Raw genomic sequence first — 16109 nt, 5'->3', positions numbered from 1 at the left:
TAACGAAGAATGAAAAAGATGATTATGACGCTTTCTGCATGTGCTTGTATGCTGGCAGGAACACATTGTGCTAATGCGCAGCAAACGGAAAAGGCGGAATTGCCTAAGGTGTATTTCTTCAAGGAAATCTCATCGGAGAACTTGGTGAAGATTTATGAAGCGCTTGGACGCAAGGCTGAAGGCAAGGTTGCCGTCAAGCTTTCTACGGGCGAGCCGGGTAATAACTACCATCTTGATCCGAATCTTATTAGAGCGTTGGTCAAGAAAGTGAACGGTACTATCGTAGAGTGCAATACGGCTTATGGTGGTGGACGCACCAATGCTAAAGACAATCTGAAAGCTGCCGAGGAACACGGCTTTACAGCCATTGCTCCGGTGGACATCATGGATGTGGACGGCGATGTATCCCTGCCGGTGAAGGGTGGAAAGCACCTGAAAGAAGATCTGGTTGGAAAGAACTTCTTGAACTATGACTTCACAGTGGTATTGTCGCATTTCAAAGGCCATCCTATGGCGGGCTTTGGCGGCGCGCTGAAGAATATTTCCATCGGCATTGCTTCCTCTCGTGGAAAAGCGTTGATTCACTCTGCCGGAAAGACTCTGAGCCAAAAGGATGTATGGAATGATCTTCCTCATCAGGATATTTTCCAGGAAGCGATGGCGGAGGCTTCCAAAGCCATCATCGACCATGCTGGGGATAAGATTCTGTATATCAGTGTAGCCAACAATCTGTCCGTTGACTGTGATTGCGTAGCCAAACCGGAAGATCCGAAGATGGGTGACATCGGTATCCTGGCCTCTCTCGATCCGGTTGCTTTGGACCGTGCATGCATCGACATGGTACGCAATTCGGAGGATCACGGAAAGATTCATCTTATCGAGCGTATTGACTCACGCAACGGAATGCACAATCTGGAATATGCGGAGCAACTGGGACTTGGCAGCCAGAAATATGAACTGGTTAAGTTGGATAAGTGATACGAGGATATCCGGAAGCTACCGGCTTCTTGCTGTGAAATTGATGTGCAGGTAGGATTTGTACTTTTTTTACCCTAATACATACCCGTAGTACTTCACTATTCACCTACCTTCGTAAAATAATTAACCGCCCTGCCTTCTTCATCCGTCGGCATTGCCTGCCGACAGCGAGAGGAGAAGCGCAGGGCTTTTTATTCATTTACATCAATACCAAAAACAATGGCAGAAGAAATCAAGTATCAGATGAACGGCCAGTTGGCCGACAACGCTGTTACGGTGGATAACAAGGAAGACATGATCCTCGTCCCCGTCTCCAACGGCACCGCCGACGAAGCGCGTATCATCGCCGAAATGAAAGCCGAAGACTCCGGTCTTCGCGAAGAAACCATCCAGCACGTCTTTGCCCTGCGCAACCGCGTGGTGAAACGCCTGCTGCTGAGCGGCATCAACGTGAACGACGGCATCACGTATGCCAGCACCGTCTTCCACGGTGTCATCGAGAACTCGCAGTGGAATCCGCAGAAGAACTCCATCGCGGTGAACTTCCAGATGGGTGCCGAACTGCGCGAGGCCATCAAGCGCACCACCGTCAACATCATCGGTGAGAAAGGCTCGGCCATCTATATCGGCGGCGTGACGGATGCTTCCACCCGTGCGCAGGATGCAAGCGCCACTGCCGGGCGCGCCTTCACGCTGACGGGCAGCAAAATCAGGGTAGCCGGTACGGATGCCGCGGTAGGCATCACGCTGACGTCCGCCGGCGGCACCGTCACTAAGATTACGGACGATCTCTATGTGATGAACGACCCGTCGAAGGTCACTTTCATCATTCCCGCCAACCTCGGCAACGGCACTTATACGTTGAAGCTCACCACGCAGTATGGCGGCAATAGCAAGCAACAGTTGAAGTCTCCGCGCTCGGTGGAGAAGACCATCTACATCGGTACGGCTCCCGCAGGCGGTGGCGGAACTTCGGGTGGTCCGGACGGTGGCCTGGAAGAAAATCCGCTGGGATAAACAAGCAAGGGACAGAGGCCGAGACGGGGCATTCCATCCCATCATGATGTACGGCAGGCGCATTCACTTTTGATACGCCTACCGTATTCGCATTTATACGGGTGTCGTATTAAGTCTTATACGGGTGCCGTATCAAGTCTAATACGGATGCCGTATCAAGCCTAATACGGGTGCCGTATCAAGCCTGTTACGGATGGCGTACCTATTATCAGGGACTATATGACACGAAAACGGGACAACTTCTCACGAAGGTGTCCCGCGTTGTTTCTTAATTAGAGTAAGAAACTGATTGCAAATCTCAACTTCAGACAGATGATGTGTGCAAAAGTGAGCATTTGTTATTATAATCTTTCATCTTATTCATTGGGGAGAGAAATCCTCCGGGAAAGTCCAAGTTCATCAGTTGTCAGCGGCAAGACCGGTATAGCGGTAGCCGGACACTTTGTATTTGGCATATCCGTATGCAGCGGGATTATCATCGTCGTCAAAACCTACGTAGAAGACAATGCTGTCAGCCGGCATACCACTTGGGGTAGTGGCGGCTTTCAGCAAGACTTTTCCTCCGTCAATCGTCACCTTGCAGTCATAAACCGCATTCTGTGCAGCACCTTCAGTGGCGAAAGTCAATGTTTGGGTGTCGGCTTTCACTTTTACCTTAAACTCCCAGAAGTTAGTCAAATCATCCACCCACATTTCCGTTGCCGTATTGGCTGCCGTATTATAGGTGTTCATCATAATATGCCCACTGCCAAAGGGATCCTCAATCACGGTTTCTCCGTTTGCATCCACGGCATCTACCGTCACTACCCATTCTCCGGCCAAGGATTGAGTGGCAGTGCCACCCACCTCGTCCTTTTCGCAGGAAGTCAATGCAAGGCCTGCGACCATCATCAATACATATATTGCTCTTTTCATACTCATTATCTCTTATACATTGTTACATAAAAATTCATCGGAGTATCAGTGTACTCAAGGTTGTAGACCATCGTTCCGGTAGCCGCGTCAAATGTTCCGTCGGTCAGGCTGGTGGCGGAGTCGCCCCAACCGTCTATATAGCTGTTTACTAAAGACACCACACCATCGGAAACGGTAATTGTGCCCTGCATGGCATATCTTGTGCCATAGTTCGCACGTACACAATACCATCCGGCCAGCAGGTCGTCAATGCTATAAGTGCCGTCACCCTTGTTCAATATCAAGACAGTATAACTGCCTCCGTATGCCACTTGGGCACCGGCACGAAGTCGAAAACTTGTCGGATCTACGTCATAAACGCCTTCTACTGCATCTGTCGGATCAGTAACGATAACTGTGCGTGAAGCGGTGGACGCAAAACCGTCAGCATTTGTAATGGAATAGCTGATAGAATATACGCCCGAGTTGGCGGTATTTACATTGGATGTCACCTTTACATCATCCGTCACATCCTCTCCATTCAGTGTGGCAGTATATCCTGGGTCGGCAAAAGTATTCCCTTTATCCAGATAAAGAGTCGTCGCGCCTTCCAGCGTCAGTTCGGGATAGTACGTGATGCGGGTCATGCCTGCCGTACTTTCATCATCGCAACCGGCCATCGAAACAACAACCATCGCGATCATCATTAAATATATTAGTTTACTTTTCATTGTTCTGTTCAATTTATGCATATTGAAATGATAGATTACTTGCCCCAAAATACGGGTGACGTATAACCCGGAAATGCCGGTGTATTGGGGTTACGGGCAGAAGAGCTTTCTGCATACGGATAACGCTCCAGCAGCTTGTTGTCACCCACTTGTCCGAATACCTGAATAGGGGTATAAAGTGTTCCGGGCACATACGTCGATACATTGTAGGAGTTTTCGTCGCCCACAGAATAGAAATCGCTGCCTTTGGCTGTCCCAAAAGTCGGATAGTCCAGACGGCGCATCTCGCACCATGCCTCAAAGGTGTTGATACCGGACAGTGCCACCCATTTGGCAAGACCGATGCTTTGCTTGTAGTTGCTGTGGTCGTAGGGATAGCGGGTTACATATTCAGCGGCGCCACTGACACCTGCCGATGCAAACGAAGCTTCCACTGCTGCGGCATAGTGCGCGGCGGCCTCGGTTTCCGTTCCATAGCGTGCATAGTATTCAGCAATGAAGAACTCTACTTCGGCCACTGATATCAGGCAAACAGGAGAATTATAGTTTACTACCGGACGACACCAGTCTTGCAACCTGCTCGTAGATCCGGGGTAGTTTGTACCGGAAATACCGCCGATATAGGCTCCCGTACTGTTCGGTGCAAAGAATGCGGCGAGGCGCGGATCCTGATATACGATGTTGTCCTCGGCATCTTTTACCTGCATGGTTCCGATGATGGCCAGATTGGCGGCAACGTTTGTCTGGGTAGATCCCCAAGCAGAACTGAATTCCTCTGAGTAGAAGGGATTCATCTGTCCGGGTTCATTACTCCAGCAGTCCACATAGCTTACGTCAGCCGTGGGGAAATTATTGTCGGCAATCAAAGCGGCAACTTCAGTTTGTACATTCCTTACGTCAGCCATACGCATCAGCATTTTCAGCTTCAGGGCATTGGCAAACCGTATCCATTGGCTTGCCGTGGCAGACGGATAAAGGAAGTTGGTACAAACCGGACTTGAACTTGACACGTTGGCAAGGGCCGCATCTATCTCGGCAATTACCCCTTCATAAACCGCTTGTCCATCATCATATTTCGGAGCAAGGTTATCAGGATTGAGAGCTTCCGTATAAGGCACCTCACCGTAGCAGTCCACCAAAGCTTCATAAACAAAAGCACGCAAGATAGTGGCAGCCAGATAAGTCCCCCAATCTTCAGCTGCTTCCGACTTCTCACGCACTGTTTTCAGGTTCAGCAGCGCCTTCTGGTTGAACTGTGTATAAGTGCCGCTACTGCGGGTGGCGGACATGTTGAACTGTGAATAGTCCACATAATTGCTCGTGCCGTTCAGCTGGGCATACTGCTGTGCATGATAACCGCCGGCAATGCGCAGGAAGTCACCGTAGCTTGCTGCCACGTTCATTTCGATGGCCGGCATCAGCATACCGGTCTCGATGTTGTCTGCCGAAGGCGAGTTCGGGTCTTCATTGATGTCTAAGTAACTGTCGCAGGAAGCAAAAGCTACACTCAATGTAATAGTTGATATAAGCAATATTCTTTTCATATCTGATTTCTCCTGTTTTTTAGAATTTAACGCTAAGGCTGCATCCGAATGTACGGCAAGACGGGTTGGTGTAAAGTTCACCGAACTGAGTAGCCAAATCACCGTAAGTAGCCTGGGAAACGGTGGTTGATTCAGGATCGACAAAATTATTGTCCGAAGCCGTCCATGTGAATACGTTATTGCAGAACACGGTCAGTGCCAAACCGCTCAATGACATGGCACGTACCCAAGTCTTGGGTACATCCCAAGTCAGGCTGATGTTGCGCAACTTAACGAAAGAACGGTCAATCAAGTAAGCTTCGCCACCGGCACCGTATCCATAGTCGTTGAAGTAAGTCTGATAGCTGCCGTTATACTGGTAGATAGGTGTAGTGTTCTCCGAATAAGTGCCGTCTCCATTGTCCACCACGGAATTGGGAATGACGAACGGACGGCGACCGTTGTAAGTGGTGGCGATTCCGTTGCCGGTAAACTGCATCAGGTTCTTGGTGCGTGAGAACATGTAACCGCCTTTGCGGATATCGAGCGCGGCACTTAGTGTGAAGCCTTTGTAGGTAAAGGCCGTGTTTACACCGGCAGTCCAGTCGTTGTTCATATTCTTTCCGGTATCTTCAACCGCAGTACCCAATACCGGTTGACCGTTGGCATCCACAATGGGCTGTCCATCTTCCGTATATTTGGGCAGATAAGTATAGAACTGTCCCATCGCCTTGCCTTCTTCCGCATACATATAGATTGCATCGTTTCCTGCAGAAAAATTATAGATAGAAACCCTGCCGCCCTCCAGGCTTTCGGGCAATTCTATGACTTTATTGTCGTTCTTGGCAAAGTTGAAGTCTAAATTCCAGCGAAAGTCTTTTGTCTGGACAGGTACCGTATTCAATACCAGCTCAACGCCACTGTTGCGAACTTTACCGAAGTTGGTCACCATGTAGCTATAACCCGTTGAAGGGTCAACCGGTAATGTAAATATCTGGTCGTTTGTAGTACGGTTATAGTAGGAGGCGTCAAGCCCCAAGCGACCGTTGAAGAACTGCAGGTTCAAGCCGACTTCAAATTCAGATGTCATTTCCGGTTTCAGCGTAGAACTGCCCTTCGTGTTGGAAGCCTGGAATGCATTTGCGCCATTCATCGGGAATTGTGCTACACCACTTCCATAATAGCCATTTGCTGTACCTTGAATGTAGGTGACTCCTGTCTGATAAGGGTCAGCATCATTACCCGTTTTACCGTATGCCAGACGCAACTTACCGAAACTGAGCACTTTGTTTTCTGGAATAAGCCTTGTGAAAATCCAGCTTAATGTAGCGCCCGGATAGAAGAAACTATTCTTGTCGATGGGCAATGTGGAAGACCAGTCGTTACGGGCAGTCAGGTTCAAATAAACCATATCGTCCCAGCCCAGAGTAATATCTCCAAAGAGACCCACCAAGCGGCGCTTGTTTTGGTTTTCTCCAAGGGTAGTTTTCGTGGCACCGTTGCTCAAATCCCAGAATCCGGTATGGAAAGTCAAATCATCCGTCTGTCCGGTCATTCTGGTAAAAGAGCGCTCGTTCATGTTGATACCGGCATTCACGTTCACATCGAGCTTATCATTTAGGAACTTATCGGCATAGTTGGCAAGGAAATCATGGTTCAATTCCAAATGGCGTCCATAACGTGCATATACATATCCACTCTGGTTCATGTTGGAAGGTGCATAGCCATAATCCTCGTCAATCAAGGCATCATCCAGTGCAATCTGCGGAGAACCAATCTTTACGTCATAGTCCGTGTAGTCAAATCCCATACGGTAAGAAAGCGTCAATTCCTTGATAGGTTTGATGTCCGCCTGAACCTTACCATAAATCTGCTTGGAGGCCGTATGGTTGTAGTTGTTCTCCAACGCCCAATAAGGGTTGGTGACACCATAAGGAGTGAAATAGGCTTCCGGAGTATTGAAAGGCGAACTGGTATCCTTCATATCTACAATGGAAATGTCACGCGGCATTTCAAATACACCGTCGATGACGGAAGTTCCCTGAAAGCTGCCGACGGCATCGGTAGCCGTGCGTGCAAAGTTAAGAGAAGAAGATACCTTCAGCCACTCGGCAGCATCATAACTGCCACGGAAAGCGACGGTGTTACGTTCAAAGGTATCATAGTCTTTCGGCATGATACCGTCATCATCAGAGTAAGAATAAGAAAGATAGTAGTTCATCTTGCTGTCACTGGAAACGCCGCTCAGCGCAATGCTGTGGTTTTGAGACCAGCCCAAATCAAAGAAATCTTTCACATTGTCTTTCTTGGCGCTATACTCGTGGATGAGTTGCTGATGGTTCCAGATAGGACCATATACTTGCATGGATCCGTCAAGGGCAGGCCCCCAGGAACCATTCTCGATGAATGTCTGGCCACCGTTCCATCCTTGTCCGAACTCGTTCTGCATTTCGGGCAACAGAGAGACTTGGCGTGCCTGCAAGCTTCCATTATAGCTGATGGAAAAATTGCGGCCGTCTCCCTTCTTGCCGGTTTTTGTGGTAATGATGATGACACCGTTGGCGGCACGGCTACCATACAATGCGGTGGCGGCGGCACCTTTCAACACGGTCATGGACTCTATGTCTTCCGAAGATACATTGCCAATGCCGCCCGTCGCCACATTCTTGCCGGAACCGGAGAACATATTGTTCTGCAAAGGTACTCCGTCCACTACATACAGCGGCTGGTTGTCACCATTGATGGAACTGAAACCACGGATAACGATATTGCTTACCGCACCCGGATCAGATGAAGTGGAACTTACCTGGAGGCCGGCCACCTTGCCGGAAAGTGCATTGGCAACGTTCGTTGTACGTGCACTGATAATCTCGTCACTCTTCACCGTAGTGGCGGAATATCCCAATGTCTTTTCTGAACGCGAAATACCCATTGCCGTCACGACTACCTCGTCCAGCAATTCGGCATCCGACTTCAAAGTGATTTTTATCAAGCCCTGCTTAATCGGAACTTCTTGCTGTTGCATTCCTACGAACGAAACACGCATAGTACTGGCTGTACTTGATATATTGGTACTGTTTCAAAAATCGGTTTATACCTTAGTAGGATGAATTTCTGTCACTATATAAGACTTTAATGCTGCTCTGAAAATCTGTTCTATACCAACATGGAACGTGACAAGTTCTCCATTCAGAGAACTGCCGGCTGGCTGACGGAGGGACAGGACACAGAGACACGTGCCGCCGCTCATTATGAATTTTCGGTGAACGTGGAGAAGAACCCTGATACATAGCCCCGATTTGCGGAACTTCGTTTCATTAGAAAGGCTGATTCGAGTGTCTTGACTATTATCACATTTACGCAAAAGGGTATGGAAGTTTATGATTAGAAGCTTCTCCCAAAGCCCTCTCTCGTGGGGGAAAAGATTGGGAGGGTATTCGTTTACTGCCGTAAAATGCCTATTTTGGCAAGAAACAGCTGGCGGAACAGTTCTTTATATTTGAAGTGTCCTTGTTGTTTCTTATGATATGATCAATGTACCCGCTTGCACTTCCCCGTAAAGCTCGTTATCTGTAAACGGATGACTTCCGTACGGTGAAAAGATTTCTCGGCATACTTGTTCCCCACCGTCAGGTCATTAGGCGAGTACTTTTGCAAAATCAGTTTCAATGCGTGCATGCGCTCTTCGGCAGAGAGTCCGGTTTGGGCGTGGCAGGTTAGCACGAGGCTTTCATAACCGGTGGTGAATTTGTTAGCCACCACATTTGTCTGCCCTACAACGCAGAATGATACTTCAGGACACCTGGAGATGCAACGAAGCTTATGCCCTTCGGGGGCACAATGTATGTAGATGAAGTTCTCTCCATCCCAAACGAAATTGACGGGAATGCCGTAAGCTCCCTTGCCGCTTTCTTCTTGTAACGAGAGAACCCCATATTCGCCATCTTTCAACAAGGTATATGCATTTGCTTCTTCCAGCAAGCGGTCTTGTCGTCTGACACTTTCATTATTGTATATCATATATAGTCTGTTTTGGAGTGCAAAGAAAAATATTCTTTTGGTCTTTTTCTGTCAGAAATATTACAATTTCCCGAAAAGAGATGATTTTTCGCTTTTTCCTCCTTTTATTATCTTTACCCGGTCTTCTTAGTTACTTCTCCATGACAACCTGGAGCAAGCACGTAGTTGTGTTACTCTTTTGCTACCCGTCACCCTCACCTGAGAGCATTTCCGTGTGGGCAGAACTTGTAGGCAGTGCAAGTATATTTCGGCCATCAGGTTTATAATAATTGTAAAAATATGTGGCTGTAGAATAACATATTGATACAGTATTTCTAGAAAATATCTATGAAATGCTTTGTTTTATCGGCAGAATGAGAAAGTACAATAATCTTATAGTTTACTATATAAATGCGATAAAATGATTTATATGACAACGAATAACTATCCAAAAGACATTAAAACGTTAAAAAGGAAAGAAGTAAGATATATTTGTCTCTTTTTCTTTTTGATATTTAAATAAGTTAAATACCTTTGCAGCGTGTTAGAAATGAAACAAGTTTTAATAGGTTAATTTTAAGAGAGAATTTATGAAAAGAAAATTAATGTTGTTGTTGACCTGTCTCTGTATGAGTATAGGTTTTGTAACAGCTCAGACATCTACCGTTTCGGGGGTTGTGACTTCCGAGGAAGATGGAGAGCCTGTTGTAGGGGCATCAGTATTAGTGCAAGGCACCTCTTTGGGAACTGTAACTGATATTGATGGCAAGTTCTCAATCTCCGGTGTACCAAGTACAGCCAGAACTTGGCGGAATTAGAGATGAATTTATTTTCTCTTTAATAAGAAAAATACCCTGCTACAGACATGTCGCAGAGGGTAATGCCCGTATATGGAGTGTTTTAACACAAATAATTTTCTTGTCTAACAGCTCAACCGATATTCCGTTGGAGAAATACCGACACTTTTCTTAAACAGTCGGGTGAAGTGAGTAGAATATTTAAAGCCCAGTTCTTCAGCGATTTCATTAACAGACAGTATGCCTTCCGCCAATAATTGTTTAGCCCGGTCTATTATTTTCAGTTGAATGTATTCTTGTGCCGTCTTTCCAGTCTCTTTTTTTATTAAGTCTCCGAAATAATTGGGCGATAGGAAAACTTTATCTGCGCAATAAGACACGGTAGGCAAACCCAATTGGCGGGGACGATCGGAAAGCAGGTAGTCGGTGAGCACATTCTCAAAACGGCTCAAAATATCACTGTTCGCTCTATGCCGGGTGATGAACTGCCGGTCATAAAAGCGCATGCAATAGTCCAGCAGCATGCCTATGCTCCGGGCTACAAGACTGTTGGTGTGCGCGTCTATTTCCCTGTTCAGCTCGATAAGAATATTGTTGAAGCATTGTTCAATGATTTCACGCTCTTTCTCGGATATATGGAGGGCTTCATTGGCATCATACGAGAAAAATGTATAGTCTTTCAAGGTACGTCCCAATTCTGTTCCATAGAGTAAGTCCGGATGAAAAACCAACGCCCATCCTTTGGGCTGGATAGGTTCGTTGCTTTCCACTCCGAAAATCTGTCCCGGGGCCACTGCCACAATTGTCCCGTCTTGATAGTCGTAGTAGTTGATGCCGTAGCGCAACGGACCGCATGCCACGTTTTTCAGAAAGATGCAATACAGCCCGTAGTTGATGCGGTGAAATTCCCGTGGCGTGCATTCCGACATATTTACCACGCTGACTAGTGGATGCAACGTCTCCACTCCCATATATTCATTATATTGGTGAATCGTATCAATCCTTATAATCTCTTCCATTTTTTATCTCCAATTGGTTTCTGTGGCAAAGGTAATGGATTTATTATGAATATAATATGTCAGAGGTAATAATCCGTAAAAATGGTCAATCGTTCAGTAATTGGTATAGCAGTCAAGTGATTGAAACCTCCTAATTTTGCAATATCAAAAATAATATGGTAAATCACAATGAAAAAGTATCCAACTATTGCATTAGGAACATGGTCGTGGGGCACGGGTGCCGCCGGTGGCGACCAAGTATTCGGGAATCATCTTGAGGCAGAAGACTTGAAACCCGTGTTTGAAGAGGCTATGAAGAATGGTCTGAATCTGTGGGACACAGCCACCGTTTACGGTATGGGTGCATCGGAAGAAATTCTCGGCACTTTCACAAAACAGTACAACCGTGAAGAGGTGATTATCTCCACTAAATTTACTCCGCAGATAGCCGGAATGTACGGTGACTCTATGGAGCAGATGTGCGACGCATCACTAAAGCGTTTCGGTACGGATTACATAGACATTTACTGGATTCACAATCCTGCTGATGTGGAGCGGTGGACTCCCGAACTGATTACTCTCTTGAAAACCGGCAAAGTAAAGAGCGTGGGTGTATCCAATCATAACCTTGCGGAGCTGAAACGTGCCAATGAGATTCTCGGGGTCGAAGGGTTTAAGGTTTCTGCTGTTCAGAATCATTTCAGCTTGCTTTACCGGTCATCGGAAGAAGCCGGAATCCTCGATTACTGCAAGGAGAATGATATAGTGTTCTTCGCCTACATGGTGCTGGAGCAGGGCGTGCTGACGGGCAAATACAATTCTGGCAATCCTTTGCCGCAAGGCAGCGGACGTGGCGAAACCTACAACAAGATATTGCCGCAAGTGGACTTATTGCTCGCAGCTATGAGGCTGATGGCTGAAAGGCGTAAAGCCACGATTTCGCAGATAGCGATAGCATGGGCCATTGCCAAACACACGTTGCCCATCATCGGTGTGACCAAGACGAAATACATCGCCGAAACGGTGGCAGCCGCCTCTATCAGCCTGACGGGCGAGGAAATGGCTCTCTTGGAAAACTTGGCTGCAAAGACCGGTGTAGATACCAAAGGGTCTTGGGAACATCCCATGATATAATTCACCCTTAATTAAAGAATGTATGAAGAAGAAAACATTATTCCTGCTGATAGCTGCCTTTTCGGTGGGCATCAGTCTTAACGCCCAGAACATGAAAAACGAAGTACCGACCATCAGCGCATTTCCTACCGGCAATGAAAACGTAGGATTCCAGCAACATTTCACGGGCAAGTCATGGCTTGCTCCGTTGACCTCCAACAAGAACCTGAATGTACCTGTCTATAATGTCACCTTCGAACCGGGTTGCCGCAACAGTTGGCACAGTCACACCGGAGGGCAGATTCTTATAGCCGTAGGCGGTGTAGGTTATTATCAGGAGAAAGGGAAGCCGGCTCGCCGACTGAACCCGGGTGATGTGGTGGAAATAGCACCAGGTGTAGAACATTGGCATGGCGCAGCTCCCGATTCATGGTTTTCCCACTTGGCTGTGGAATGTAATCCGCAGACGAATAAGAATGCTTGGTTGAATCCCGTTACAGACAAGGAGTACGCCGAAGCAACGAAGAATAAATAACCACTAATAACGAGAAGCGGAAAGATATGAAGAAATTATTATTAGCCCTACTTGCTCTTGTCTGTACGATGGGAGCAACGGCACAAAACAAGAAAAACGTGAATGCAAAGAAGATTTTGGTAGCTTACTTTTCTTGTACTGGTACAACGAAAAGTGCGGCGCAAAAACTGGCGCAAGCCATGGATGCCGACCTCTATGAAATCCAACCGGCGAAGCCTTATACTTCTGCGGATTTGAACTGGAACAATAAGAACAGCCGCAGTTCGGTGGAGATGAAAGACAAGTCTTCGCGTCCGGCAATAGCCTCAAAGGTTGCAGGCATGGGGCAGTATGAGACTGTTTTTGTAGGATTCCCCATTTGGTGGGATCTTGCGCCTACCATTATCAATACATTCTTGGAAAGCTACGACTTCAAAGGCAAGTCGGTTGTTCCCTTTGCCACTTCCGGAGGCAGCAGTCTGACGAACAGTGAGAAAGCATTGCGCAAGGCATATCCGCAAATGGAATGGAAAACCGGAAAATTACTGAACGGACGCGTCGATAAGAGTTCACTTGCCGAATGGCTCACTAAAATCAAATAACATGAAATACGGATTCATAATCATGGCATGGTTCTTTGTCACAAACGCTATGGCGCAAAAGGTGATGGACGTACACTCGCATATCGTGACGGACAGTTATATGCAACTGCTCCGGCAGCATGGCGCGGAGTTGGAAGACGGCTATCCGCTTCCGGAGTGGAGTGTGGAAAAGCATCTGGCTTTCATGCAGGAGGCAGGCATTGACTGTGCCGTGCTCTCCATGCCCTCTCCGCAACCTTATTTCGGCGATGCGGAAGAAAGCCGTCGTTGCATCCGCTCCATCAATGAGGAAGCCGCCCGTGCAAAGGCGGAATATCCGGGCAAGTTCCTGTTCTGCGCTTCGTTGCCGCTGCCTGATGTGCAGGTTGCTATCCGCGAAGCCGTCTATGCCCTTGATACCCTTCATGCGGACGGCATCAAACTGGCTACCAACAGTCGCGGACAATATTTGGGCGACAAGGCTCTGGATCCGCTGATGGAGGTGCTGAATGCACGCAAGGCAGTAGTCATTCTGCATCCGCATACTCCGGCACAACGTCCCGAAAACACTTTCACCGGAGGACCGATTTTCGTCTATGAATATCCGGCGGAAACCACCCGTGCGGTAATCAACATGATAGAAAACAACGTCATGGTGCGCTATCCCGACATCAAGTTCGTGGTGCCGCACAGTGGTTCGTTCCTGCCCATCGCCTTGCCGAGGCTTCGGGCTGCGCAACCGTTGCTCGTCAAGCAAGGGCTGATGCGTCAGGTGGATGTTGACCGGAATTTGGCTAATCTCTATTATGACTTGGCAGGCGGCCCCACGCCCGATATGCTGAAAATGCTGCTCACCATTACCACGCCCGACCACGTGATGTATGGTTCCGACTATGGCTTTGTGCCCAATGCGGCGTTGGTCGGAGTGTTGAAACGCATCAAAGGCTATCTGCATCAGGATGCGGAACTGATGCCGTATGCCGAGGGGATGCTGGGCGGCAATGCGCGGAGGCTGTTCAAACAAAAAGATTAAAACCGTACCATTATGGATCGCAGGAATTTTATAAAATCAGTATCTGCTTCCGCTCTGTTTGCCGCAGGTGCAATGTCGGGAATTTCACGGGTATTCAATGATTAAACTCAATTTTTTATCAGAATGAGTGTTTTAGTCGCAAGAAATTGTACCTTTGCGCATCATTAATCGTTGTTTTTTGTATGGCAATAAGAATAGATACTCAAAAGGAAATCATATTCGGCTCATCTGACCCGAATGTTTCGCGTGTCCTTTCAAACAAGGAGAAAAATGGAGAGCTACGGAAAATAGCTCCCCGTATATATACCAGTAACCTTATAGACAATCCGGAGAATATAGTACGCCGCAATCTCATGGAGATTCTGGCATATCGCTATCCCAATGCCTTAATCAGCCATAGGAGTGCCAAAGAAATGCGCCCGACCCCAAGCGGGGATTTCTTTTTGACAAGTTCTACCACCCGTCGTGTCACAGATTTGCCGGGCATCATTCTGAATTTTGCCAAGGGTCCCCAAGCGATTGCCAAAGATATTCCTTTTATGGGTATGCACATATCCGGAGAATTTCGGTATATGCTTGAGAATATGCAGGTATCACGGAAGTCGGGAGACGAATCAAGGGTTCTTCCTATCGAAGTTATTGAAACAAAATTAGAACAACTGCTTCTAACTGGCGGTGAAGACCGGTTGAATGAATATCGTGATGAACTGCGTGAAGTGGCCAATGAATTGGGAATGACTAATGAATTTGCTAAAATCAATAACATAATCTCAGCATTGTTGTCAACCCATGATGCGGAAGTGTTGTCCACGGAATCAGCAAAGGCTCGTGCAACCGGAAGTCCTTTCGATGCAAAGCGGGTGGAACTCTTTGAAATCCTGTTTGACACCATCAAAGACAGGTATTTTGTCATCAGAAACAACCGGAATACCGATGAAGAGTCATTCCGCCTGTTTTCATTCTTTGAAAGTTATTTTTCAAACTACATAGAAGGAACTGAATTTGATATTGAGGAAGCCAAAGAAATCGTTGATTCAGGAATACCGATGCCGAGACGTGATGAGGATTCGCATGATATTCTCGGCACATTCAAGATTTTGTCCAACCGGGCTGAAATGATGCGTACCCCGACTTCTCCGGATGAACTTTTTTCCATATTGAGCCATAGGCACACTGTGCTGCTTGAAGGGCGGCCACACATGAGTCCCGGTGTCTTTAAGATGCGGAATAACCGGGCCGGGCAGACTGAATTTGTCGATTTCCAGTTAGTAAAGGGCACTTTGTCGCAGGGATTCAAATATTACTCGGCACTTACAGATCCTTTTGCAAAGGCTATATTCATGATGTTCATGATTAGCGAGGTACACCCATTCAATGATGGCAATGGCCGCATAGCCCGTGTGATGATGAATGCCGAATTTGTCCGTGCGGACCAGTCAAGAATCATCGTTCCGACTGTGTTTCGGGAAGATTATATTCTTGCGTTGCGTAAACTTACCCGCCATAAAGATCCGTTGGCATATATCAATGTTATGACCAAATTACACCTGTTCAGCGATAATCTCTATGGTACAGATTTTACTGAGCTGAAAAATTACCTTGCAACTTGCAATGCCTATGATGAACCTTCACAGGCTAAATTACAAATTATCGACAGAACAATATTATGATGGCACTTGATAAACACAGGCAAGAAATCTGCGATAAGGAACCGCACTCTTTATTCGAAAGTGTACAAGAAACTACGATATAGCTCTGATTTTCCTCCTTCCTGATTCCGCTAAATTGAAGATTTTTACGCCTTTGCCCGTAAAAGATGTTCCGCTTGTGCGGCAATCTGAATTTTTATCTTTACTTTTGACGAGCTTTTAAAGAAAGATAGAAGATATGAACGGACAAACGGCAGCTAAGAGAAACACCCTATTCTCCCT

The 16109-nt window shown here is 47.0% G+C and carries 13 protein-coding genes and 2 pseudogenes; 9 read left to right on the top strand and 6 right to left on the bottom strand.

Annotated elements, in window-relative coordinates; all coding sequences use genetic code 11:
- The first annotated feature begins 9 nt into the window (after positions 1-9).
- On the top strand, positions 10-978 hold the full coding sequence (locus tag BN161_RS13110) for a DUF362 domain-containing protein (RefSeq protein ID WP_044266921.1): 969 nt from the start codon (positions 10-12) through the stop codon (positions 976-978).
- Between the two features lie 219 nt (positions 979-1197).
- Positions 1198-1995: a DUF4469 domain-containing protein gene (locus tag BN161_RS13105; RefSeq protein ID WP_052356280.1), complete on the top strand. Its 798-nt coding sequence runs from the start codon at positions 1198-1200 to the stop codon at positions 1993-1995.
- A 399-nt stretch (positions 1996-2394) separates the two neighbouring features.
- Here the strand turns inward: BN161_RS13105 and BN161_RS13100 are convergent, their stop codons facing one another.
- From BN161_RS13100 to BN161_RS13085, 4 genes are read right to left on the bottom strand one after another with little or no spacing between them, the layout of a single operon-like run.
- Positions 2395-2910, bottom strand: a complete 516-nt coding sequence (locus BN161_RS13100; protein ID WP_044266957.1) for a lipid-binding protein — start codon at positions 2908-2910, stop codon at positions 2395-2397.
- A 5-nt stretch (positions 2911-2915) separates the two neighbouring features.
- Positions 2916-3620, bottom strand: a complete 705-nt coding sequence (locus tag BN161_RS13095; protein WP_167332537.1) for a BT_2262 family domain-containing protein — start codon at positions 3618-3620, stop codon at positions 2916-2918.
- A gap of 35 nt (positions 3621-3655) precedes the next feature.
- Positions 3656-5164 (bottom strand): SusD/RagB family nutrient-binding outer membrane lipoprotein, encoded by a 1509-nt coding sequence (locus BN161_RS13090; RefSeq protein WP_044266916.1) that lies wholly within the window; start codon positions 5162-5164, stop codon positions 3656-3658.
- A 19-nt stretch (positions 5165-5183) separates the two neighbouring features.
- A complete protein-coding gene (locus BN161_RS13085; RefSeq protein ID WP_262483914.1) occupies positions 5184-8210 on the bottom strand; it encodes a SusC/RagA family TonB-linked outer membrane protein in 3027 nt (1008 codons plus the stop codon).
- A gap of 99 nt (positions 8211-8309) precedes the next feature.
- Here BN161_RS13085 and BN161_RS30825 point away from each other — a divergent pair, with 99 nt between their 5' ends.
- Entirely contained in the window at positions 8310-8435 is a 126-nt protein-coding gene (locus BN161_RS30825) for a hypothetical protein (protein ID WP_262483913.1), read from the top strand.
- A gap of 239 nt (positions 8436-8674) precedes the next feature.
- Here BN161_RS30825 and BN161_RS13080 read toward each other — a convergent pair whose 3' ends face one another.
- A complete protein-coding gene (locus BN161_RS13080; protein ID WP_052356279.1) occupies positions 8675-9163 on the bottom strand; it encodes a pyridoxamine 5'-phosphate oxidase family protein in 489 nt (162 codons plus the stop codon).
- Between the two features lie 569 nt (positions 9164-9732).
- Between BN161_RS13080 and BN161_RS13075 the strand changes: the two are divergent.
- A pseudogene (locus BN161_RS13075) lies at positions 9733-9948 on the top strand (carboxypeptidase-like regulatory domain-containing protein); the annotation flags it as partial.
- A 116-nt stretch (positions 9949-10064) separates the two neighbouring features.
- Here the strand turns inward: BN161_RS13075 and BN161_RS13070 are convergent.
- Positions 10065-10958 (bottom strand): helix-turn-helix domain-containing protein, encoded by an 894-nt coding sequence (locus BN161_RS13070; protein WP_044266909.1) that lies wholly within the window; start codon positions 10956-10958, stop codon positions 10065-10067.
- A 168-nt stretch (positions 10959-11126) separates the two neighbouring features.
- On the opposite strand from BN161_RS13070, the gene BN161_RS13065 reads away from it, so the two are divergent.
- The 5 genes and pseudogenes from BN161_RS13065 to BN161_RS13045 all read left to right on the top strand — a co-directional run bounded on the left by BN161_RS13065 (position 11127) and on the right by BN161_RS13045 (position 15848).
- Positions 11127-12071, top strand: a complete 945-nt coding sequence (locus tag BN161_RS13065; protein WP_044266906.1) for an aldo/keto reductase — start codon at positions 11127-11129, stop codon at positions 12069-12071.
- Positions 12072-12093: 22 nt separating this feature from the next.
- Positions 12094-12576, top strand: a pseudogene (locus BN161_RS13060) (cupin domain-containing protein); the annotation flags it as partial.
- A gap of 107 nt (positions 12577-12683) precedes the next feature.
- Positions 12684-13166 carry a flavodoxin gene (locus tag BN161_RS13055; protein ID WP_074435140.1) on the top strand — a complete coding sequence of 161 codons (483 nt, stop codon included), beginning with the start codon at positions 12684-12686 and terminating at the stop codon, positions 13164-13166.
- Between the two features lies 1 nt (position 13167).
- Positions 13168-14178, top strand: coding sequence for an amidohydrolase family protein (locus BN161_RS13050; protein ID WP_044266898.1), 1011 nt, complete (start codon positions 13168-13170; stop codon positions 14176-14178).
- A 182-nt stretch (positions 14179-14360) separates the two neighbouring features.
- Entirely contained in the window at positions 14361-15848 is a 1488-nt protein-coding gene (locus BN161_RS13045) for a Fic family protein (protein WP_044266895.1), read from the top strand.
- Positions 15849-16109: the final 261 nt, after the last annotated feature.

Source organism: Bacteroides timonensis, from assembly GCF_000513195.1.
GTDB classification, from domain to species: domain Bacteria; phylum Bacteroidota; class Bacteroidia; order Bacteroidales; family Bacteroidaceae; genus Bacteroides; species Bacteroides timonensis.
This window is presented reverse-complemented; position numbering and strand designations above follow the sequence as displayed.